Raw genomic sequence first — 21,384 nt, 5'->3', positions numbered from 1 at the left:
GGGAGGATTTATAATGGCAAAAATTCTTGTAGTTGAAGATGAAAAAAATATTAGAGAGTTAATTAAATTTAATTTAGAAAATGCAGGTTATGAAGTTTTGACAGCTGAAAATGGTAAAATAGCTCTTAATAGCTTAGAAGCTGAAATTGATTTAGTAGTTTTAGACTTGATGTTACCAGAAGTTGATGGGATGGAAGTTTGTCGGCAGATGAGAGCAAATAAGAAGCTGAGGCAGATTCCAATCATAATGTTAACTGCCAAAGGAGAAGAAATAGAAAGAATTTTAGGGCTTGAAATGGGAGCAGATGATTATATGACTAAACCATTTAGCCCTAGAGAATTGGTTGCGCGAATTAAAGCTATTTTTCGTCGGATTAAAGAATTGAAAGTAGATCAAGAAAAAATTAAAGATAAGATAATCTCGGCTGGGAAATTAAAACTTGATATTCCCAGACATGAAGTTTTTTTGGGAACTGAAAAAATAATTTTAACTCCTAAAGAATTTGAATTACTTCGGTATTTAGTTATTAATCAGGGTCGAGTTTTAAGTCGAGATTTGCTTTTAGAAAAAATATGGGGTTATGAATATGCAGGTGATACAAGAACAGTCGATGTTCATATTAGAAGACTGCGTCAAAAAATAAAGGCTGATCAGATAGTTACAGTGAGAGGGGTGGGATATAAATTTGCTAAAATGGAATAAGTTAAGTATTAAAAATCGGATAATTATTATTTTTATTATTATTCAACTTTCAATTATTGGTTTAAGTTTTTATTATTTTAGTACAAATCACCGCCATTTTTATTTAGAACAAGAAAAAATTAGCTTAAATCATTATTCAAAGCTAATCTTAAATGATTTAGAAAGCCAAACTATTAAAAGTTCTAATCAAACTTTGAGTCAAAAAGTATTAGATTGGGCAGAAGCTTCGCAAACAAGAGTGACTATTATTCAGGCAGATGGTCAAGTAATTGCTGATTCTGATCATAATATAGAAAAAATGGATAATCATCTTCAGCGTCCAGAAGTGATTCAGGCTCTTAATCGGCCTAGCCCTGGTAGTGAAATCCGTTATAGTGAAACAATTGGAGAACAAATGCTTTATTTTGCTGTGCCAATTAAAAAAGAGGGAGCTTTAATTGGGATTTTAAGGATTGCTCGTCCAATTAATTTTATTAGAAGTGTTTTGTTTGAAGATATTAAAAGTTATCTTTTTTTCTTTTTTATTTTAGCATTAATAACTATTATCTTAGCCTGGCGCTTAACTAAGAGTATAGTTAAACCTTTAGAAACTGTGACTAGTACTGCTGCTAAAATTTCCAAAGGTGATTTAAGTCAGCGAATTCCAGTTAGAAGATATACAAGTGAAATTGAAAAATTAGCTAAAATGTTTAATTTTATGGCAGCTGAGTTAGAAGATAAGATTACTGAAGTTTCTCAGGAAAAAAATAGGATAGAGGCAATTTTAGCTAGTATGTTAGATGGTGTAATTGCAGTTAATGCAGAGGGAGAAGTTACTCTTATTAATCCAGCTGCTCGTAGAATTTTTAATATAGAAGCTGAAAAAATAAGAGGTAAAACATTAATTAGCTCTTTATTTAGCCATCGGATAGATATGTATTTACAACGAGCATTTGATAAAAAAGAAGTTATTAGTCGAGAAATTAAGTATAAAAATCCAGAACAAAAAATAATTCAAGCTACTTTTATTCCACTTTTAGCTGCTGATAAAAAGCTAAATGGGGGAGTAATTGTTTTAACAGATATTACTGAATTAAGAAAGCTAGAGACAGTTAGAAATGATTTTGTTGCTAATGTCTCACATGAGTTAAGAACTCCATTGACTTCAATTATAGGTTATTTAGATACTCTTTTAGAAAGTGACATTGAAGACCAAGATACAAGAGAAAGATTTTTGCAGATCATTAAAGAAGAAACTGATCGTCTTTCTAATTTAATTAATGATTTATTAAACTTATCTAAAATTGAATCTCAAATATTTAAGCTAGAAGCAGACAATTTTGAAAAAATAGTAAAAAAAGTTGTTAATCTTTTAAGTCAAAAAGCAAAAAAACAAAAGCTTGAGCTTAACTTAGAAATTGATAATAATTTACCTCTTGTTTATATGGTGCGAGAACAAATTAAACAAGTACTGATTAATCTGATTGATAATGCTATTAAATATACTGCAGAAGGAGGGAAGGTTGAGGTTAAAGTTAAGCAGGAAAAAGATAAGATTTATTTTTCTGTTCAAGATAATGGTATGGGAATTCCTCAAGCTGATCAAGAGAGAATTTTTGAAAGATTTTATCGAGTTGATAAAGCTAGGTCAAGGGCTTTGGGAGGAACAGGAATTGGATTATCGATTGTAAGAAATATAATAAAACAGCATGGAAGTGAAATTCAGCTTAAAAGTAGAGAAGGAGTAGGTAGTGAATTTTATTTTTATTTAAAAATAGCAGAATAAAAGCTCTTTTGCTTGCTACTTTTTTGTACCCGGTACAAGTGAATAATTACACAAATTGAGATAAAAAAGAAGCTTTGATTTGAATAAGCCAAAATCAAAGCTCTTTTAGTTGAATAATTAAATTTATGAGCAGCAGCCTTCATCTGAAGAGCAGCAACCTTGGTCAGGATTAAGTATATGTGAAATTTCATGATTAATAGTATCCATTAATTTACCAAATTGTTGTTGAGTTTGAAAATAATTATTTATTTTGTCGTTTTTTAGCATTTCTTTTTGTAAAGATTGAAGCTCAGTTCTTAATTCTTGATTTGATCTATCATTAGCAAATTCTTGCTGTTTTTCTTCAAAATTATTTAACATTTCTACTGCTTTTTCATCATTTTCTAAACTTTCTTCTGCCTTTTCCATTTTTAAATATTCTTCTGAATTGATTAATAATTGACCTAATTCTTGTGCTTTTTCTGATATTTTAGACATTAATAAACCTCCAGTTAGTATAGTCTTATACTTTTATTATTTTTATTATACCATTTAATAGTTTAAATATAAATAGTTTTGCTCAAAAATTATTTATATAAGATTTGACTTAATTATTTTTTTATTTTCTAAAATATTATCAATTTCTTTTTTAACTAATTTAATATTTTCTTTGTTCAAACTATAATCAATCCAACGACCTCTTTTAGAAGCTTTAATTAGTCCTGCTTCTTTTAATATTTTTAGATGATGAGAAACATTAGGCTGACTTATTTCTAAAATATCCACAAAGTGACAGCTGCATAATTGCTCAGAGCTTAATAATTTAAGCATTTCCAGTCTATTTTGATCAGCAATGGCTTTTAATATTTTAATTATTTTTTTATTTTTTTTCACAAAAATTATCCTTTCTAGTTTTAGCTACTTTTATAAGCTCAGAAAATAAGTTGATAAAAGATCTGCTGTTATCTATTAGGTCTTCAGGATGCCATTGTAAACCCATTAAAAAAGAACCCTTTTTATTTTCTATTGCCTCAATTAATCCACATTCTGATTTAGCTGAAATATTTAAACTTTGAGCGATTTCTTTAATAGCTTGGTGATGATGAGAATTTACAGTTAAATCATCTTCACTTAAAATTTTATCAAGCTGGGTATCTTTAATAATATTTATTTTATGATTTACATATTCTCTATTTTCTCTTTTTTCTAAATCTAAAGGTAGATGACTAAAACCACAATCTAATTGATGATCAATATCTTGGTATAAACTACCACCTAAAGAGACATTAATTAACTGCATGCCTCTACAAATTCCTAAAATAGGGATTTGAGCTTTATATGCTTCTTTAAATAAAGCAATTTCCCATTTGTCGCGATCAGGATTTATATTTTTGAGCTCAAAAACTTTAGTTTCTCCATAACTTGCAGGAGCTAAATCTTCACCACCACTTAAAACTAAAGCATCAATTAAATCAATATATTCTTGTAGATGCTTTTGAGTATCAAAAGGGGGGATAATAATTGGAGTTCCTCCAGCTCTATAAACTGCATTAATATAGCTGCACCGGATTTTAGTATATTTTTTACTATGCTCACAGTCACAAAAAGAAGTAATTCCTACAACAGGATTTTTCATAATAATCATTCCTTTAAATTAATATATTTAAATCTATTTATATGTTATTCTAAATTATACTCTTTGTCAAATTAATTATAAGGCAAATAATTAATTTTTTGATTTAAAAAACTTGTTAATATTGCTATATATTGATATTCAAAATATATAATTTGTCTTTATAATTTCGATTTATTTGGAAAATTTAAATAAAAATAGCTATTATCCTTGTAATCTTAAAGTTAAATATTAAATTATATTTTTTTAGTTGACATTTAAAAAATATTTCTATATAATCATATTAGTTAATATTAATATGAAAAGAGGGATTTTATGGAGAAGTTACTTATTTTTCTAAAATGCATTGCTGATGAAAATAGAATTAAAATATTAAAATTGCTTTTAGATAGTCAATATTGTGTTTGTCAGCTGCAAGAATTATTAAATAAATCACAGTCTAGTGTTTCTCAGCATCTTAGTTATTTTAAAGAACTAAATCTTTTACATGAAGAAAAAAGTGGGAAGTGGATTTATTATTCTATAGATAGAGCTGTCTATGATAGTTATTTAGCTAAGTTGATTTCATTAAAGGCAGACACATTAACTGAATTAAATCTTGCTGAATTAGAGACTGAAATAGATAATTTAGATACAGCAGCAGAAATAAAAGAAAGGAGATGTTGTTAGTGTTTATAATTTTTGAAAAGTTTGCAGATTTAATAACTTATAATTTATTTGGTTTAGAAGTAGGCAGCAAATTGGGGGAATCAGTTCGTTTCTTCTTTTATGATACTACTAAGATAATTTTTTTACTTGCAATAATGATTTTCTTTATTTCAATTGTAAGAAGCTTTTTTCCACCTGAAAAGACTAAAAAACTTTTAAGTAATTATCGGAAAATAACTGCTCATGTTATGGCTTCACTTTTAGGAGTTGTAACACCATTTTGTTCTTGTTCTTCAGTGCCTATTTTTATTGGCTTTGTAGAATCAGGAATTCCACTTGGAGTTACTTTTTCCTTTTTAATTACTTCACCAATAGTCAATGAGGTTGCTTTAGTGATGCTCTATACTTTATTTGGCTGGAAAATTGGAACTCTTTATCTTGTAAGTGGTATTTTAGTTGGTATAGTTGGAGGAATTGTTATTGAAGCACTGGGCATGGAAAAATATGTAGAAGAATATGTTTATCAGATTAGTGCTGCTGACAGTGAAGTTGAAGAGCTTGATTGGAGTGACAGAATTGACTTTGCTAAAGCAGAAGTTAAAGAAATTGTGAGCAGAGTCTGGAAATATGTTATAATTGGGATTGGAATTGGAGCTGCAATTCATGGTTATGCTCCAGCTGCACTATTAGCAGAATATGCTGGTGCTAATAATCCCTTATCTGTAATTGCTGCAGTTATTGTTGGTATTCCACTTTATGCTAATGCTGTTGGAACAATTCCAATTGTAGAAGCTTTAATGGGTAAAGGAGTTGCTTTAGGTACAGCTTTGAGTTTTATGATGGCAACTACAGCTTTATCACTGCCAGCAATGATTATTTTGAGAAAGGTGATAAAACCTAAATTGATTACAGTTTTTGTAACTGTTGTTGGGGTTTCAATTATTGGTGTTGGTTATATGTTTAACTTTGTTATGAATTTTGTTTAATTTTTCACTTGTACCAGGTTAAAAAGAATAAATTCACAAAACAAAATTAAAAGGAGTGTTAATTATGAAAATTACTATTTATGGTCCAGGGTGTAAAAATTGTGTCAACTTAGCTGATAATGCTAAAAAGGCTGTTGCAGAAGCAGGGGTAGAGGCAGAAATAATAAAAGAAGAAGATATGGCTGAAATTGCCAAAGCAGGCATTATGAGTACACCTGCTATTGGAATTGATGGAGAAGTTAAGATTAAAGGTAAAGTAGCAACAGTAGAAGAAATAAAAGATTTAATTTCTTAATTCATTTTTTTATAATTTAAAATCAATATTTAGGATACCTGGATTATTTATAATGATCAGGTATCCTTTTTTATTTTAAAAATATCATTTTTTGATTTATGTATATATTTTTAGTATACTAAGGATGGTAATTTAAAATTAGTTAAAAATTTAAATAATTTCTACAATTAACTGGAGGTTTTTATTAATGTCAAAAGTGGTAACTAAAGCAGAAAAATTAGCTGATGCAATTTTAGAATCAGAAGAATACAAAAAAATGTTAAAAGCGGAAAAGGTTATGGATGCCGATAAGAAGGCATCAGAATTAGTTAAAAAAGTTGAAGCCTTACAAATTAAAATTGACCAAAACAAAAGCGCTGAAAAATTTAAAAAAGAAATGGCTTCTTTACAGAAAAAAATGTGGGAAAATGAAAAAATCAAATCATTTATGCAAAAACAGCAGTCGTTTAGCAAATTAATGGCAGGTGTTAATAAGAAAATTAGTCAGAAAATAAATCCACAAGCAGGTAATCATGATCAGTTTGACGAGCACCAAGATAATCATTAATTAAATTTTATTTAACTTAAATACAATTAATAATAAGTTTAGTCTTTATTAAAAATAAAGTATTAGTAGAGAACAAACCGCCTTTTGGGGCGGTTTTTTTATTTGTTTACATTTTATTAACATAGTAGCAATATTTCTGTAACATCTACCTGTTATTATTTTAATCAGAGTCAAGTTAAATAAAAAATCAAAAATTCCTTAAGGGGGAACATATTAATGAGAAAAATTACAACATTATTTTTTGTTATTACAATTTTAGCTATCTTAGTACTTCCGGTAAGTGCTGCTGAACAACTTGAAGGTACAATTAAAATTGATGGTTCTAGTACTGTTTATCCAGTAACACAAGCAATGGCAGAAGAATTTTCTTATGTAAATCCGAGAGTTAGAGTTACTGTTGGAGTTTCTGGTTCAGGTGGTGGTTTTGCTAAGTTTAATGTTGGTGAAACAGATTTGAGTAATGCTTCGCGAGAAATCAAAGATTCTGAAGCAAAAATTGCAGCTGAAAATGGAATTGAATTTACTCAATTTATTGTTGGTTATGATGGAATAACAGTTGCTGTTCACCCTGAGAACGACTGGGCTAATGATATGACTGTTGGCGAATTAAAACAGATTTGGGAACCAAACTCTAGTGTTGAAAAATGGAGTGATCTTAGAGCAGAATGGCCTGATGAAGAAATAGATCTTTATGGCCCTGGTGCTGATTCTGGAACTTTTGATTATTTTACTGAAGCAATTAATGGTAAAAGTGGAGCTAGCCGTTCAGACTTTACAGCTAGTGAAGATGATAATGTTTTAGTCAGAGGAGTTTCTGGTAATAAATATGCACTAGGATATTTTGGTTATGCTTATTATGAAGAAAATAGTGAAAAGTTAAAAGCAGTTGCAGTAAATGGAGTTTTACCAAATCCTGAAACTATTGCAGCTAAAGAATATAAGCCACTTGCTAGACCATTATTTGTATATGCTAAAAACTCAGCTGTAGAGCGTCCTGAAGTTGAAGCTTTCTTAAATTTCTATTTTAAAAATGCAGCTGAAATAGTACCTCAGACTGGATATGCTCCACTTCCTTCTTATGATGAAGTGTTAGCTAAGGTTGAAAAATTAGCAAAATAGACAATAATAAAGTAGGATAACTGTTAAGAAAGGGGCTTTGCTGGCCCCTTTTTAGGCAGTTTAATTTGAGATAAATTTTAAGAAAGGTGGTTTTTAAATGTCAGATTTAAAAAATGAAAATAAAAAAAGCTGGGCATCTCTATTTTTTGATCCCAAAATACGTTATATGAATTCCAAAAATAATAAGAATAAGTTAGTCAATTATGTTTTAATTTTAACCACATTAATTTCTTTGGTTACAACTATTGGCATTATTTTAATTTTATTGACTGATTCATTTCACTTTTTTGAAGAAGTAGCAATTTTAGATTTTTTAACTGGAATTAAGTGGAATCCTTTAATTGAACCGAATAAAAGTTATGGAGTCTTACCCTTAGTTGCAGGAACTATGATGATTACTTTAGGCTCTGCTTTAATAGCTATTCCAGTTGGATTAGGAAGTGCAATTTATTTAACTGAATATGCTTCAACTAGATTTAGTAAAATTATTAAGCCGATAATGGAAATTTTAGCAGGAGTGCCAACTGTTGTTTATGGATATTTTGCTTTAACATTTATAACTCCAAATATTTTGAAGCCGATTTTTCCTCAGATCCAAACTTTTAATGCTTTAAGTGCTAGTATAGCAGTAGGTATTATGATTTTGCCAATGGTAATTTCTTTAAGTGAAGATGCTTTAAATGCAGTGCCAGAAAGTATAAGACAAGGTGCTTATGCTATGGGATCGACTCGCTTTGAAGTAGCTTCTAAAGTAATGGTCCCTTCAGCTTTATCAGGAATTTTATCATCTTTTATTCTCGCTATTTCAAGGGCGATAGGAGAAACAATGATTGTAGCTGTAGCTGCTGGGATGAGACCTCAGTTAACTTCAAGTTTTTTAAAACCAATTCAAACTATGACTGGTTTTATTGTTCAAATTAGTATGGGAGATACTCCAGTTGGATCATTATCATATTATACTATTTTTGCAGTTGGCCTTTTATTATTTTTAATGACTTTAACTTTAAATATAATTAGTCATTTAATTTTAAAGAAATATAGGGAGGTATATCAATAATGGCTAATCTTAAACAAAAAAGAATGTTGATCGACAAAATTTTTAAGATTATATTTTTAATCTTTATTTCTTTAGGCTTAGTTGTTTTAGCGGCATTGATTTATGACATTGTTTCTAAGGGGATAATTATGCTTGATTGGGAATTCTTTACTCGTTTTGATTCTCGCTTTCCAGCTAAAGCAGGAATTAAGGCAGGTTTATTTGGAACTATTTATGTAATAGGATTAATGATCCCGATTACTTTTTCTGTGGGAACAGCAACAGCAATTTATTTAGAAGAATATGCTCCTGAAAATAAGCTAACAGATTTAATTAAACTTAATATTGCTAATTTAGCTGGAATCCCTTCTATTATTTATGGAATGTTAGGACTGGGAGTTTTTGTAAGATATTTAAATATGGGTAGAAGTGTTTTAGCAGGAGCTTTAACTTTAAGTCTACTTGTGCTGCCAGTAGTAATTGTTTCAGCACAAGAGTCTTTAAAAAGTGTTCCTGATTCACTGCGGAATGCTTCTTATGCTTTAGGTGCAAATCATTGGCACACAGTATATAGAGTTGTTTTGCCATCAGCTTTACCTTCAATTTTAACTGGTTTTATTCTGGCTATTTCGAGGGCAATTGGAGAAACTGCACCTTTAATTATGATGGGAGCTTTAACTTTTGTAATGTTTACCCCTCAGGGAATTATGGATAGTTTTACAGTGATTCCGATTCAGATTTTTAATTGGACTTCACTACCTAAAGTGGAATTTGAATTAGTAGCTGCTAGTGGTAGTTTATTATTATTAATTTTATTATTTATTTTAAATGGTTTAGCAACATTTATTCGGTATAAATATAGTCGGAAATAAAGGGAGGATAATTAATGTCAAAGCAAAATGTATTAGAAATTAAAAATATAGATTTTTTCTATGATGATTTTCAAGCTTTAGAAAATATTACTATGGATGTAGAAAAAAATAAAGTTACGGCTCTAATTGGACCATCTGGTTGTGGAAAATCAACTTTTTTAAGAACTATTAATAGGATGAATGATTTAATTGAAGGAGCAAGACTGGAAGGGGATATCTTATTTGATGGAGAAAGTATTTATCAAGCAAATGTTGATGTTGTAAATCTCCGCAAAAGAATTGGAATGGTTTTTCAACAGCCTAATCCATTTCCTAAATCAATATTTGAGAATGTAGCTTATGGCCCTAAAATACATGGAATAAAGGATAAAAATGAATTAGAAGAGATTGTTATCAAAAGTTTAAAGGGAGCTGCTTTATATGATGAGGTTAAAGATAGACTTGATACATCTGCTCTCAGCCTATCTGGAGGCCAGCAGCAGCGATTATGTATTGCTCGAGCTTTAGCAGTTAAACCAGAAGTTTTGTTAATGGATGAGCCGGCTTCAGCTCTAGATCCAGTTGCTACAGCTAAAATAGAAGATTTAATAGAAGAATTAAAAAAAGAATATAGTATTGTAATAGTAACCCACAGTATGCAGCAGGCAGCTCGTGTTTCTGATATGACTGGGTTTTTCTTAATGGGAGAACTAGTAGAATATGATCAAACAAATAAAATATTTGAAAATCCAGCTGATCAAAGAACAGAAGATTATATAACTGGTCGTTTTGGTTAAAAAGCTTATAAATTAATCAAAGCCAAATTCCTGTAAATTTAAAAGTTAAGATTAAGATATCTAAATGAAAGAGGGAGGAAATTTCAAATGAGAGATTCACGCAAAAATTTTCACACAGAATTGAATGATTTAGAAAAAGAAATGCTGAAAATGGGAAGTCTAGTTGGTGAAAGTATAAGCAAAAGTATTGAAGCTTTAGTTAATAGTGAGCTTCAACTTGCAAATCAAATAATTAAAGAAGATGATATTATAGACAATTATGAACTAGAAATAGAAGAAAAGTGTACCCGTTTAATAGCTCTCCAACAGCCAGTAGCAATAGATTTGCGTAAAATTATAGTAATTTCGAAATTAGTAACTGATTTAGAACGTGTTGGTGATAATGCCTCAAATATTGCCCATAGAGTGAAAGAAATTGGAAACAAGTCATTAATTAAAGAAATGCAAGATTTACCTAAAATGAAAGATAAAGTTGTAGAGCAGCTCAAAAATAGTTTAAAAGCATTTGTAGATATGGATATAGAAAAGGCCAAAGAAGTTGCAGCAAAAGATAAAGAGGTTAATCAACTGGATAAACAAATTAAAGCTGAATTATTAGAAATTATGGAAAAGGATTGTACTACAATTGAGCAGGTAACTTCTTTAATGTTCATTAGTCGTTTTTTAGAAAGAATAGGAGATCATGCAACTAATATTTGTGAGCGGACTGTTTATATGAAAACAGGAAAATGGACTGAACTTTAATAAATAGATTTTAATTCAAATTATATATCATTATTAAGCCCCTGCAGTAGATTTACTGGCAGGGGTTTTAGTTTTTATTTATATATTTTGTTCTAAAAATAGTCTCATATTATTATTTCATTTTAGACTTGAAAATGTTTAATACTTTGCAGTAAGTCTTTGGCCATAGCATTTAAATTTCTTGTTGCTTTTGTTATTTCATAAGTAACTGAACTCTGCTCTTTGCTGCTTGCTGCAATTTTTTCAGCTTCTTTAATTAAAATGTTTTTTAATATATTTTTAGAGCTATTGTAATAAAGAGATGAACTTAGTAAAATTATTATTAAGATTACCATTGAAACTGCAATTAACAGTTTATTTTGAATACTTTTTTGTTTAAACATTCTATTCCTCCCAATATTTTATTTATTTAACTATTATTTTACTAAAAGAATGTTTCAGTAATATTAAATTACTGTTAAGTTTAGGCTAACATTTGTTAAAAAACCGATTGCAATGATTTTACAGCTGTGATAAAATTTCTAATTAGTAAATAAAAAAGGAGGCTTTAATTTGCTGAAGAAATTTTTTAGTTATTATAAAAATCACTGGCAGCTTTTTCTGGTAGATATTAGTTGTGCTCTTTTAATGTCTGGTATTGATTTAGTTTATCCAGTTTATGTCCAGCGTTTGATTGATGATTATTTTCCCCAGAAGAATGCAGAGATGATGATTAAAATTGGAATCATCCTCCTGCTTTTGTATGCTTTACGCTTTGTTTTTCAATATATAGTTCATTATTGGGGCCATGTAGTGGGAATTAGAATGGAAACTGATATGCGTTCTGATTTATTTACCCATTTGCAAAAATTATCCTTTAAATTTTATGATAATAATAAAGTTGGATATTTGATGTCAAGAGTCGTTAATGATTTAAATAATATATCTGAACTTGCTCACCATGGGCCAGAAGATATATTAATTTCTATTATGTTGTTAATTGGTTCTTTTATTATTTTAATTAAAATGCATTTGCAATTGGCTTTGGTTACTTTTGCCTTAATACCTATTATGTTTTTCTTTTCTTTACACTTAGGTGAAAAAATGTATCATGCTTTTAAGTTAATTAGAGAAAAAATGGCAGAAGTTAATACAATTATAGAAGACAGTTTAAGTGGAATTAGAGTAGTAAAATCTTTTACTAATGAAGATTTTGAAAATCAAAAATTTTGTGAAGGTAACCATAATTACCGACGTTCTCGTGAATGGGCTATGAAAAATATGGCTCAGTTTCATTCGGGAATGAATTTATTTATTAATTTAATCCGATTGAGCACTCTTTCAGTAGGAGGATATTTTATTTATCAGGGTTCACTTTCAGTTGGACAGATGGTTGCTTTTTTATTTTATGTAAATATGTTTATGAATCCAATTAGAAGGTTAGTTAATTTTAATGAACAATTGCAGCGAGGAATGTCTGGTTTTAGTCGTTTTCAAGAATTATTAGAAGTTGATCCAGAAATTAAAGATGATCCTGAAGCACAGGTATTAAAAGATGTTCAAGGTTTAATTAAATATGAAGCTGTTAGTTTTAGTTATGATAATCAGGAAAAAGTATTAACAAATGTTAACATAGAAATTGAGCCTGGAAACACAGTAGCTTTTGTTGGACCTTCAGGGGCTGGAAAATCAACTTTGACAAAATTATTACCCCGCTTTTATGAAATTGATAGTGGTCGTCTTTCTATTGATCAAATTGATATCCAAGCTGTAACCTTAAAATCTTTAAGAAGCAATATTGGTATAGTGCAGCAGGATGTTTTTCTTTTTAATGGTACAGTTAAAGAAAATATTGCTTATGGAACTACTAATCCCTCAGATGAAGAAATTATAGCAGCAGCTAAAAAAGCAAATGCTCATCATTTTATTTTAAATTTAAGTGAAGGCTATGAAACAGATATTGGAGAAAGAGGAGTTAAACTTTCTGGAGGACAAAAACAGAGAGTTTCTATTGCACGCTCTTTTTTAAAAAATCCTCCGATTTTAATTTTAGATGAAGCAACATCTTCACTTGATAATAGGAGCGAAAGAATTATTCAGCAGTCCTTAGAAAAATTAGCTGCTGGCAGGACAACTTTAGTTATTGCTCACCGCTTATCCACAGTAGTTAATGCTGATCAAATAATTGTACTGACAGAAAAAGGGATAGTTGAAAAAGGTACCCATTCGCAATTAATTAAGAGTGGAGGGGAATATTCTAAACTTTATGATGAACAATTTTCTAATACTCTCACAGTAGAATAATTTTAAAAAAGTTGAAATATTGGAGTCGGGCTGAGCCCGGCTTTTTTTGACAACTTTAATAAAATCTGCGATACTATAATCAGAATAAATAGATACTATTTGTTTATTAATATAATAAGAAAGGATGGTTACTTTGCAAAAAAGATTATATCGTTCTAAAAATGATAGAATGATTGCTGGAGTCTGTGGTGGCTTAGGTGATTATTTTGATATTGATTCTTCTTTAATTAGATTAGCTGTATTATTGATTTTTTTATTTCAAGGAATTGGACTTATAGCTTATATTATTGCTTGGATCATAATCTCAGAAGAACCTGTTAAAAATCAATATAGTGCCCAGAATAAAGATTCTTTCAAAAAAAATGTAAATCCTAATCAAGCTGATTCTGATTTTGAAGCAGAAAATGATTTTAATAAAAGAGAAAGTGAAGCAGAAGCAGAAGCTCAGGCTCAAAATATTGCCTATCAAGAAGCTAAAAACTCTGGTTCTCAAAATAAAAATAATAGACGTCAATTATTTGCTATGATTATGATTTTATTGGGATCTATTTTTTTAGTTGATATTTGGATTCCAGATTTTTATTGGGAAAGATATTGGCCTTTGATTTTTATTATTCTAGGTTTTTTATTGCTTAAAGGTGATCAAAATGACAGCAAATAAAGATAAAATTTTAATTGCTATAATTTTAATTTTTAGTGGAATTATATTTTTAGGAGATAGTTTAGGTCAGTATCAATTTAAGCTATTTTACTTTTTGAATAAATATTGGCCAGTTTTAATTATAATTTTTGGTTTTCATATTTTATTACAAAACACTAGATTATGGTTTCTAGTACCGCTTATAATTGTTTTTTTGGCTTTATATTTAATTTACATCTTAGTTAATCAAAGTCCCTTTCAGATTTATCATCAGCCTAGATTTCCTTTTTTAGATTTTAGGGAGGGCCCTTTTAGATTTAGATAAATTTAAAAGTAGATAACTAATAAACCTTTAAAATAAATAAACCACCTAAATTTAGGTGGTTTATTTAAAGTTTAAGTTTTTTGAAAAGTATTAATTAAATTCTAGTTTTTTCTCGATTAAGGGAGCAATAGTTAAAACTAAAATTATTTTTAACAAATCTCCAGGAATAAATGGGATTACTGTTAAACTAAAGGCTTCAATTAAATTGCTTCCCGTTATGAAGCTGAAATACAGACTACCTAAAAGATAATTACTTAAAACAGCAGTAGCTAATATAAAAAGATCTTTTTCACGTTGGCCACTATAGTGGCCTGCAATCCAACTAGCTACTATAAAACTAATTAAAAAACCTCCAGTTGGTCCTAAAAGCACTCCTAATCCAGCCTGACCACCTGAGAAAATTGGTAAACCAAATGCTCCTAATAAAAGATATGTAATTTGAGCTAAAACTCCATATTTTTGACCTAATAATCTTCCTGAAAGTAGAACAAAAAAAGTTTGGAGAGTAATTGGAACAGGTCCCACTGGAATTAAAATATAAGCTCCAACAGCAGTTAAAGCTGCCATTAAAGCAGCTTGAATCATTTTTTTAGTATTAATTTTTAACACTCCTTTTTGCTTAAATATTATAAATATGACTATTAGTCAATTTATCTTAATTTAGTTTATCATAAGCTGAAGTATATTTAAATAGTATATTTGAAAAAATAAAATTTGGGGGGATAATTATGAAAGAATTATATTTAAAAGCACCTGCTAAAATAAATTTAGCTCTACATGTTAAAAATTTAAGAGAAGATGGTTTTCATGAGCTAGAAATGATTATGCAAAGTATCAGCTTAGCAGATAGAATTAAATTGAAAAAAAAGAGTGGGGGAATTATTATTAAAAACTCCCAAGCTGATTTGCCAACAGGTTCTGAGAATTTGGCTTATCAAGCAGCTGAAATTTTCTTTGCTAATAATCCACAAATAAATAAAGGAGTGGAAATATATATAGAAAAAAACATCCCTATAGCAGCTGGAATGGCTGGTGGTAGTACAGATGCTGCAGCTGTTTTAAGAGGACTATATCAATTATTTGATTTAGAAATTAATTTGGATTTTTTAAGACAAAATTTAGTTGAAATTGGTAGTGATGTTCCTTATTGTTTAGAGGGTGGAACTGTTTTTGCAGCTGGCAAAGGTGAAATTTTAGAAAAATTGCCTTTTTTAGGGGAAAAATATTTAGTTGTTGTTACTCCAAACTTTAGAATTTCGACTCCAAAAGTTTATAAATTATATGATGAAATAAAGGGCCAGCAAAAATTTGATTTTGATTCAGTCTTAGCTAATTTAAAAAAAGAAGAAAAAGTTAACTGGTCACTTGATTATAAAAATGACTTAACTCAAGCAGCTGAGCAAATTTGTCCAGAAATAAAAGAAGTAAAAGATATCTTTAAAAATACAGCTGCAGAATTCACATTAGTTTCTGGTAGTGGACCAACAGTATTTTCAATTTATGAAAATAGAAAACAAGCTGAAAAAGTTGCGGCAGCTTGGCCTCGAAAAAATGACTTTGTGACTGCAGTAAAAACTATTCCTAAATATTAAAAAAACCGCTGAAAAAGCTCACATGAGGTTGACATAGGTTTTTGAGAGTGTTATAATTTCTACAATATTTATTATAATTTTGGGAGTAGTGATATTATGAATCAAGAAAAAAATATTACGATGAAGGAAACTAAAAAAAGAACAGGTTTAAGCTCCAGACAAATCCGTTATTATGATCAACAAGAATTAATTTTCCCTGCTAGAAGTAAAGGTAATCAGCGTCTTTTTTCTGAAAATGATATTCAGAGATTACTTAAAATTAAAAAATTGCTGGCAGCAGGTGATAGTATAGAAATTATACATTCTAAATTACAGTCACCAACTACAGCTGCTGATTTTGACATTGAAGCTGACTATGAAGGACAAATTAATGATTATTCAGATCTGGATTTAGATTCACTTTATCCTGTTTCTAATCGTTCTGCCTTGATTAAAAGACTTTCTCAAAGTAGTAAGCATTATTCCCAGGAGGAGGAGAAAGAATAGATGGAAAAAATTAGTAGAGAGAAGATTTTAAGGATTGCTGAAGAAAAGAATGTAGAATTTATAAGGCTTCAGTTTGTTGATATTTTAGGTATTATTAAGAATGTTGCAATCACAATTGAACAATTACCAGCTGCACTTGATGGAAAAATTATGTTTGATGGTTCATCAATTGAGGGTTATACCAGAATTCATGAGTCTGATATGTATTTAAAACCAGATTATGATACTTTTACAATTTTCCCTTGGGCAAATAATGGTAGTTGTACAGCCAGAATGATGTGTGATATTTATTTACCCGATGGAAGTCCTTTTGTTGGTTGTCCCAGAGGAATCTTAAAAAAAGCTATTGCAGAAGCTAAAGCAATGGGTTATGAGATGTTTGCCGGTCCAGAACCAGAGTTTTTCCTTTTTGAAAAAGATGAAAATGGAAATCCAACTACAAATACTCATGATAGTGGTGGCTATTTTGATTTATCACCAGTAGATTTAGGTGGAGAAGCGAGAAGAGACACTGTTTTAGCACTGAAAAAGATGGGCTTTGAAGTAGAAGCAGCTCACCATGAAGTTGCTCCTGGTCAGCATGAAATCGATTTTAAATATACTCCTGTCTTAAGAACAGCTGATAATATTGCAACTTTTAAGTTTGTAACTAAAGTTGTGGCAATGCAGCATAATTTACATGCTACTTTTATGCCCAAACCTATTTATGGAGAAAGTGGTTCGGGGATGCATGTTCACCAGTCTTTATATCAAAATGGAGAAAATGCTTTTTATGATCCAAGTGATAAAAATGGTTTAAGTAAAATTGCTTATTATTATATAGGTGGTTTATTAAAGCATGCTAAGGAAACTACAGCTATTTTAAATCCAACTATTAACTCTTATAAGCGTTTGGTCCCAGGTTATGAAGCACCTGTTTATATTTCTTGGTCAACTCAAAACAGAAGTGCTTTAGTACGAGTTCCTTCAGCTAGAGAAAATGGAACTAGATTAGAATTAAGAAATCCTGATCCAACTGCAAATCCTTATTTGGCGGCAGCAGTTATGCTGAAAGCTGGTCTTTCAGGTATTAAAAACAAAATTGATCCAGGAGAACAAACAACTGATAATATTTATGAAATGAGTTATCAAGAAAGAAAAAATAGAGGTATAAGTAGTTTGCCTAGTTCTATGGAAGAGGCTATTAAGTATTTCCAAGAAAGCCAATTTATGCGGGAAACTTTAGGAGAACATACCTTTAATCACTTAGTTGAAGCTAAAAAGATTGAATGCTCAGTTTATAAAAAACAGGTTCATCAGTGGGAAATTGATCAATATTTAACTACTTATTAAATGTTTTGGCTGCGAAAAGTGATTTTGAAAAAAATTAAGGTAGATTAAATAGCTTGTAATTATTTTGCTAATACTTCTCGCAGCTGATTTTTATTTATACAATTTAATTTAAAGGGGGATTAGTTATGGATGGCAGAGAAAATATTCAGGAACATTTAAAAAAACTAAAATTGAAACAGCTTGATACAAGGTCTTTATCCTTTTTAGCTTTATTTATTGCTTTTACAGCTGTTGCTACTTATTTACATATTCCTGGGCCGAGCACTTCTTATTTTAATTTAGGAGAAGTTGCAATTTATACAATTGCTTTAACTTTTGGAGCAAAAGCTGGTTGGATAGCTGGCGGAATAGGTTCTGCAATGATAGATTTAATTTTGGGTTATTCTATTTGGGCACCTTTTACTTTAGTTATTAAAGGTTTAGAAGGTTTTTTAGTTGGTAAAATTGCTAATCAAAATTCAGAACAAAAAATGGACAGAAAAATATTTGCTATAATTGTTGGTGGTAATATTATGATTTTGGGTTATGCACTTGCTAAAGCTTTTTTATTAAGCTGGGCAGTTGTACTACCTGAAATTGGTATTGATTTTGCTCAGATGTTAATTGGAGGAGTTCTAGCAATTCCTTTATCACATCATTTAGATAATTATTTTAGGAAGTGATAATTTTGAAAATTGGTAAGTTAGATGGGAATAAATTAAAAGAAAATATTTTAACTCAAATTGATCATTTTAGACCCGAGGTTTTGGTTCCTGCTGGTTTAGGTGAAGATAGTACAGTTATTGATTTAGGTGATTATTTGTTGGTTGTATCATCTGATCCAATTACAGGAGCTGAAAAAAACGCGGGAGAATTAGCAGTAAATGTGGCTTGTAATGATATTGCTGCAGCTGGAGCTGAACCTTTTGGTATTCAAGTGGTTTTATTATTACCTTCTAGTTTGACTGAAAAAAAAGCAAGTTTATTAATGCAAGAAATAGTTAAAACAGCTAAAAAAATTGAGGTTGAAGTTTTAGGTGGTCATACAGAAATTACTGATTTAGTTCAAAAGCCGATAATTTCAATCACTTCACTTGGAAAAGCAGAAGCAGATGAACTTAGTTCTAGTTCGGCAGCTGAAGCAGGAGATATTTTATATGTTTCTAAAGGCATGGGGATTGAAGGAAGTTATATTTTAGCAAATGATTATCAAGAGCATTTAATTAAAAAAGGTGTTAGTGCAGAAAGTATAGCTGAGGCGGCTTCTTATTTAAAATTGTTGAGTGTGTTACCTGAAAGTAGATTAGCACGCAAAAATGGAGTTAAAGCAATGCACGATGTAACTGAAGGTGGGGTTTATGGAGCTATTTCAGAAATGGCAGCTGCTTCTGGTTTAGGATATATAATTGAAAAAGATAATTTCAAAACCACAAAAGCTATTTCAGAAATATCTAAAAAACTTAAATTAGATCCTGCAGCTTTAATTTCTTCTGGCTCAATGTTAATGTCTGCTGCTCCTGATAATAATTTGGAAGAAATTTTTAAAGAAAATAAGATTGAATTGATTAGAGTAGGTAGATTAATAGAAAGTGGTACTTACATAGAAGAAAAGGGTAAGAAAAATGATTTTATCAAACCAGATAAAGATGAGTTGTGGAAATTTATAGAAAAATATTCAGAATAGCCTTGACATTTACAATTATTGGAATTATAATTAAATTAACAAATAATTCCAAAGGTGGTGCATTTATGAAAATTACAGATGTCAGAGTTTTTCCAGTTGAGATTAATGGAAGTATGGTCAAGGCTTATGCGACAATTACTTTTGATGATTCTTTTGTAGTTCGAGATTTAAGAGTTGTTGAAGGTAAGAATGGAGTTTTTCTTTCAATGCCTGCTAGAAGAAAAAGAAATGGGGATTACCAAGATATTTGTTTTCCAATTTCAGCTAAGTTTAGAGATTTGATGGAGAACCAAGTTTTAGCAAAGTTTGATGAGTTATTAGCTAGTGCTTAAATTTTAGTGTTTTGTTTTTATTAAAAAAGTTTAATTTAAATAAAGTAAATAGTTGATAAATAATTAAGATTAAGTTTTAAAACAACACTGTCAAATAAGGCAGTGTTGTTTTTTCAATCTTGACAAAAACTAAATTTTCTGTTATACTTCAAGCGGTTAAAGTATAAGAATGGAATAATAATGTCTAATTTAGAAAATGATTTTTTATGTAAATCTTATTCCTGTTTGGGGAGGATTATTTAGATGGAAACTGAGAATCTTTTGAGTATTATTTTAGCTGCTGGTAAAGGTAGTAGAATGAATTCTGACTTAATCAAAGTACTGCACCCAGTTGCTGGAAAATCAATAATTAAACATGTTTTAAGCAGTTTAGACGGTCTAAATAGTAAAGTTGTAAATGTAATCGGACATCAAAGAAAAAAAGTTAAAGCAGAATTAGAAACTATTGCTGAAACTGATTTAAACTATGTTATTCAGGCTGAACAATTAGGAACAGGTCATGCAGTTAAACAAGCAAGAGATTATATAATAAATCATAAGGGAGCAGTTTTAATTCTTTATGGAGATACTCCTTTATTAAGCAAAGAGAGTATAGAACAATTTGTAACAGAACATAAAAATAATGATAATGATTTAACTGTGATGACTTCTATTTTAGAAGATCCAACTGGTTATGGTCGGATAGTTAAAGATAAAACTGGTAAATTAATTGCGATTGTAGAAGAAAAAGATGCAGAGTCAAAAGTTAAAGAAATTAAAGAAATTAACAGTGGAGTTTACTGTATAGAAAGTAAACTTTTGTCTAATTTTTTAACTAAAATGAATAATAATAATTCTCAATCTGAATATTATTTAACAGATATTATAGATTATTCTGTACAACAAAATAAAAAAATAGCTACTTATGTAGTAGAAGATGAAAATGAAATAATCGGAATTAACACCAGAAAACAGCAAGCTGCAGCTGAAAAAATATTAAGGCAAAGAATTATTGAAAAACATTTAGAAAATGGAGTTACAATAATTGATCCAGCTACAACTTATATAGATGCTGAAGTTGAAATTGCACAAGATGTGACTATTTATCCTTTTAATTATCTAGAAGGGAAAACTAAGATAGCTAAAAATACCATTATCAATCCTCACTGTAGATTAAAAAATGCTTTAATTGGAAGCGATGTAGAAGTATTAGCAAATACAATAATAAGAGATAGTGAGGTTGAAAATAATGTTCAACTAGGCCCCTTTGCTTATTTAAGGCCTGGTTCTAAAGTGGAATCTAATTGTAAGATAGGAGATTTTGTGGAATTAAAAAAGACTACAGTTCGAAAAGGTGCCAAAGTTCCACATTTATGTTATGCTGGTGATGCTGATATAGGAGAAAGAACTAATATTGGAGCTGGAACAATTTTTGCTAATTATGATGGAAAAAATAAGTTTCAGACTAAAATAGGTAAAGACTCTTTTATTGGTAGTGATTCTATTTTGATTGCTCCTTTAAAAATTGGAGAGAGAGTTAAGACAGCAGCTGGTTCTGTAGTAACTAAAGATATTGAATCAGATCATTCTGTTATGGGAGTTCCAGCTAAAATATTTAAATCTAAAAAAGATAATACATAAGCTGACTC

The 21,384-nt window shown here is 29.7% G+C and carries 26 protein-coding genes; 21 read left to right on the top strand and 5 right to left on the bottom strand.

Annotated elements, in window-relative coordinates; translation table 11 throughout:
• Window positions 1-13: 13 nt before the first annotated feature.
• Window positions 14-703 (top strand): response regulator, encoded by a 690-nt coding sequence (locus HPRAE_RS09145; RefSeq protein WP_014553918.1) that lies wholly within the window; start codon window positions 14-16, stop codon window positions 701-703.
• Entirely contained in the window at window positions 687-2,468 is a 1,782-nt protein-coding gene (pnpS, locus tag HPRAE_RS09140; protein ID WP_014553917.1) for a two-component system histidine kinase PnpS, read from the top strand. The genes HPRAE_RS09145 and pnpS overlap by 17 nt, the downstream gene beginning before the upstream one ends.
• A gap of 123 nt (window positions 2,469-2,591) precedes the next feature.
• On the opposite strand, the gene HPRAE_RS09135 is transcribed toward pnpS, so the two are convergent.
• From HPRAE_RS09135 to HPRAE_RS09125, 3 genes are all read right to left on the bottom strand, one after another.
• Window positions 2,592-2,945: a YlbF/YmcA family competence regulator gene (locus tag HPRAE_RS09135; RefSeq protein ID WP_014553916.1), complete on the bottom strand. Its 354-nt coding sequence runs from the start codon at window positions 2,943-2,945 to the stop codon at window positions 2,592-2,594.
• A gap of 93 nt (window positions 2,946-3,038) precedes the next feature.
• Window positions 3,039-3,341: an ArsR/SmtB family transcription factor gene (locus HPRAE_RS09130; protein ID WP_014553915.1), complete on the bottom strand. Its 303-nt coding sequence runs from the start codon at window positions 3,339-3,341 to the stop codon at window positions 3,039-3,041.
• The gene (locus HPRAE_RS09125; RefSeq protein ID WP_014553914.1) at window positions 3,328-4,083 is read right to left on the bottom strand and encodes a gamma-glutamyl-gamma-aminobutyrate hydrolase family protein; all 756 of its coding nucleotides are present in this window, start codon (window positions 4,081-4,083) and stop codon (window positions 3,328-3,330) included. Before HPRAE_RS09125 ends, HPRAE_RS09130 begins: the two co-directional genes overlap by 14 nt.
• 312 nt (window positions 4,084-4,395) lie before the next feature.
• Between HPRAE_RS09125 and HPRAE_RS09120 the strand changes: the two genes are divergently transcribed.
• The 9 genes from HPRAE_RS09120 (at window position 4,396) to phoU (ending at window position 11,103) form a co-directional block, all read left to right on the top strand.
• Window positions 4,396-4,749, top strand: a complete 354-nt coding sequence (locus tag HPRAE_RS09120) for an ArsR/SmtB family transcription factor (protein WP_014553913.1) — start codon at window positions 4,396-4,398, stop codon at window positions 4,747-4,749.
• Entirely contained in the window at window positions 4,749-5,714 is a 966-nt protein-coding gene (locus HPRAE_RS09115; RefSeq protein WP_014553912.1) for a permease, read from the top strand. The genes HPRAE_RS09120 and HPRAE_RS09115 overlap by 1 nt, the downstream gene beginning before the upstream one ends.
• 64 nt (window positions 5,715-5,778) lie before the next feature.
• Window positions 5,779-6,009, top strand: a complete 231-nt coding sequence (locus HPRAE_RS09110) for a thioredoxin family protein (RefSeq protein ID WP_014553911.1) — start codon at window positions 5,779-5,781, stop codon at window positions 6,007-6,009.
• Between the two features lie 187 nt (window positions 6,010-6,196).
• A complete protein-coding gene (locus HPRAE_RS09105; RefSeq protein ID WP_014553910.1) occupies window positions 6,197-6,556 on the top strand; it encodes a YlbF/YmcA family competence regulator in 360 nt (119 codons plus the stop codon).
• 216 nt (window positions 6,557-6,772) lie between these two features.
• Window positions 6,773-7,675, top strand: coding sequence for a PstS family phosphate ABC transporter substrate-binding protein (locus HPRAE_RS09100; protein ID WP_014553909.1), 903 nt, complete (start codon window positions 6,773-6,775; stop codon window positions 7,673-7,675).
• 97 nt (window positions 7,676-7,772) lie between these two features.
• On the top strand, window positions 7,773-8,732 hold the full coding sequence (gene pstC / locus HPRAE_RS09095; RefSeq protein WP_014553908.1) for a phosphate ABC transporter permease subunit PstC: 960 nt from the start codon (window positions 7,773-7,775) through the stop codon (window positions 8,730-8,732).
• Window positions 8,732-9,583, top strand: coding sequence for a phosphate ABC transporter permease PstA (gene pstA / locus HPRAE_RS09090; RefSeq protein WP_014553907.1), 852 nt, complete (start codon window positions 8,732-8,734; stop codon window positions 9,581-9,583). Before pstC ends, pstA begins: the two co-directional genes overlap by 1 nt.
• Before the next feature lie 14 nt (window positions 9,584-9,597).
• Window positions 9,598-10,359: a phosphate ABC transporter ATP-binding protein PstB gene (pstB, locus tag HPRAE_RS09085; RefSeq protein WP_014553906.1), complete on the top strand. Its 762-nt coding sequence runs from the start codon at window positions 9,598-9,600 to the stop codon at window positions 10,357-10,359.
• Window positions 10,360-10,446: 87 nt separating this feature from the next.
• Window positions 10,447-11,103 carry a phosphate signaling complex protein PhoU gene (gene phoU, locus HPRAE_RS09080; RefSeq protein WP_014553905.1) on the top strand — a complete coding sequence of 219 codons (657 nt, stop codon included), beginning with the start codon at window positions 10,447-10,449 and terminating at the stop codon, window positions 11,101-11,103.
• A gap of 122 nt (window positions 11,104-11,225) precedes the next feature.
• Here the strand turns inward: phoU and HPRAE_RS09075 are convergent, their stop codons facing one another.
• Window positions 11,226-11,486, bottom strand: a complete 261-nt coding sequence (locus tag HPRAE_RS09075; RefSeq protein ID WP_014553904.1) for a hypothetical protein — start codon at window positions 11,484-11,486, stop codon at window positions 11,226-11,228.
• Window positions 11,487-11,655: 169 nt separating this feature from the next.
• Between HPRAE_RS09075 and HPRAE_RS09070 the strand changes: the two genes are divergently transcribed.
• The 3 genes from HPRAE_RS09070 to HPRAE_RS09060 all read left to right on the top strand — a co-directional run bounded on the left by HPRAE_RS09070 (window position 11,656) and on the right by HPRAE_RS09060 (window position 14,351).
• Window positions 11,656-13,386, top strand: coding sequence for an ABC transporter ATP-binding protein (locus HPRAE_RS09070; protein WP_014553903.1), 1,731 nt, complete (start codon window positions 11,656-11,658; stop codon window positions 13,384-13,386).
• Between the two features lie 133 nt (window positions 13,387-13,519).
• Window positions 13,520-14,047, top strand: coding sequence for a PspC domain-containing protein (locus HPRAE_RS09065; protein ID WP_014553902.1), 528 nt, complete (start codon window positions 13,520-13,522; stop codon window positions 14,045-14,047).
• Window positions 14,034-14,351 (top strand): LiaI-LiaF-like domain-containing protein, encoded by a 318-nt coding sequence (locus HPRAE_RS09060; RefSeq protein WP_014553901.1) that lies wholly within the window; start codon window positions 14,034-14,036, stop codon window positions 14,349-14,351. The genes HPRAE_RS09065 and HPRAE_RS09060 overlap by 14 nt, the downstream gene beginning before the upstream one ends.
• A gap of 90 nt (window positions 14,352-14,441) precedes the next feature.
• On the opposite strand, the gene HPRAE_RS09055 is transcribed toward HPRAE_RS09060, so the two are convergent.
• The gene (locus HPRAE_RS09055) at window positions 14,442-14,960 is read right to left on the bottom strand and encodes a biotin transporter BioY (protein WP_014553900.1); all 519 of its coding nucleotides are present in this window, start codon (window positions 14,958-14,960) and stop codon (window positions 14,442-14,444) included.
• 119 nt (window positions 14,961-15,079) lie between these two features.
• On the opposite strand from HPRAE_RS09055, the gene ispE reads away from it, so the two are divergent.
• From ispE to glmU, 7 genes are all read left to right on the top strand, one after another.
• Window positions 15,080-15,943, top strand: coding sequence for a 4-(cytidine 5'-diphospho)-2-C-methyl-D-erythritol kinase (gene ispE / locus HPRAE_RS09050; protein WP_014553899.1), 864 nt, complete (start codon window positions 15,080-15,082; stop codon window positions 15,941-15,943).
• A gap of 96 nt (window positions 15,944-16,039) precedes the next feature.
• Window positions 16,040-16,429 (top strand): MerR family transcriptional regulator, encoded by a 390-nt coding sequence (locus HPRAE_RS09045; protein ID WP_014553898.1) that lies wholly within the window; start codon window positions 16,040-16,042, stop codon window positions 16,427-16,429.
• Window positions 16,430-17,761 (top strand): type I glutamate--ammonia ligase, encoded by a 1,332-nt coding sequence (gene glnA / locus HPRAE_RS09040; protein WP_014553897.1) that lies wholly within the window; start codon window positions 16,430-16,432, stop codon window positions 17,759-17,761.
• Window positions 17,762-17,886: 125 nt separating this feature from the next.
• Entirely contained in the window at window positions 17,887-18,423 is a 537-nt protein-coding gene (locus HPRAE_RS09035) for an ECF transporter S component (RefSeq protein ID WP_014553896.1), read from the top strand.
• Window positions 18,420-19,424: an AIR synthase family protein gene (locus HPRAE_RS09030; protein WP_245528265.1), complete on the top strand. Its 1,005-nt coding sequence runs from the start codon at window positions 18,420-18,422 to the stop codon at window positions 19,422-19,424. Before HPRAE_RS09035 ends, HPRAE_RS09030 begins: the two co-directional genes overlap by 4 nt.
• 65 nt (window positions 19,425-19,489) lie before the next feature.
• Window positions 19,490-19,756, top strand: a complete 267-nt coding sequence (locus tag HPRAE_RS09025) for a SpoVG family protein (RefSeq protein WP_014553894.1) — start codon at window positions 19,490-19,492, stop codon at window positions 19,754-19,756.
• A gap of 243 nt (window positions 19,757-19,999) precedes the next feature.
• On the top strand, window positions 20,000-21,376 hold the full coding sequence (gene glmU, locus HPRAE_RS09020) for a bifunctional UDP-N-acetylglucosamine diphosphorylase/glucosamine-1-phosphate N-acetyltransferase GlmU (protein WP_014553893.1): 1,377 nt from the start codon (window positions 20,000-20,002) through the stop codon (window positions 21,374-21,376).
• The last annotated feature ends 8 nt before the right edge of the window (window positions 21,377-21,384 follow it).

It is taken from the genome of Halanaerobium praevalens DSM 2228 (assembly GCF_000165465.1).
In the GTDB taxonomy this organism is placed as follows: Bacteria; Bacillota; Halanaerobiia; order Halanaerobiales; family Halanaerobiaceae; genus Halanaerobium; species Halanaerobium praevalens.
Note: the sequence above shows the minus strand (reverse complement) of the source record. Positions and strands in the feature narration are given on the sequence as shown.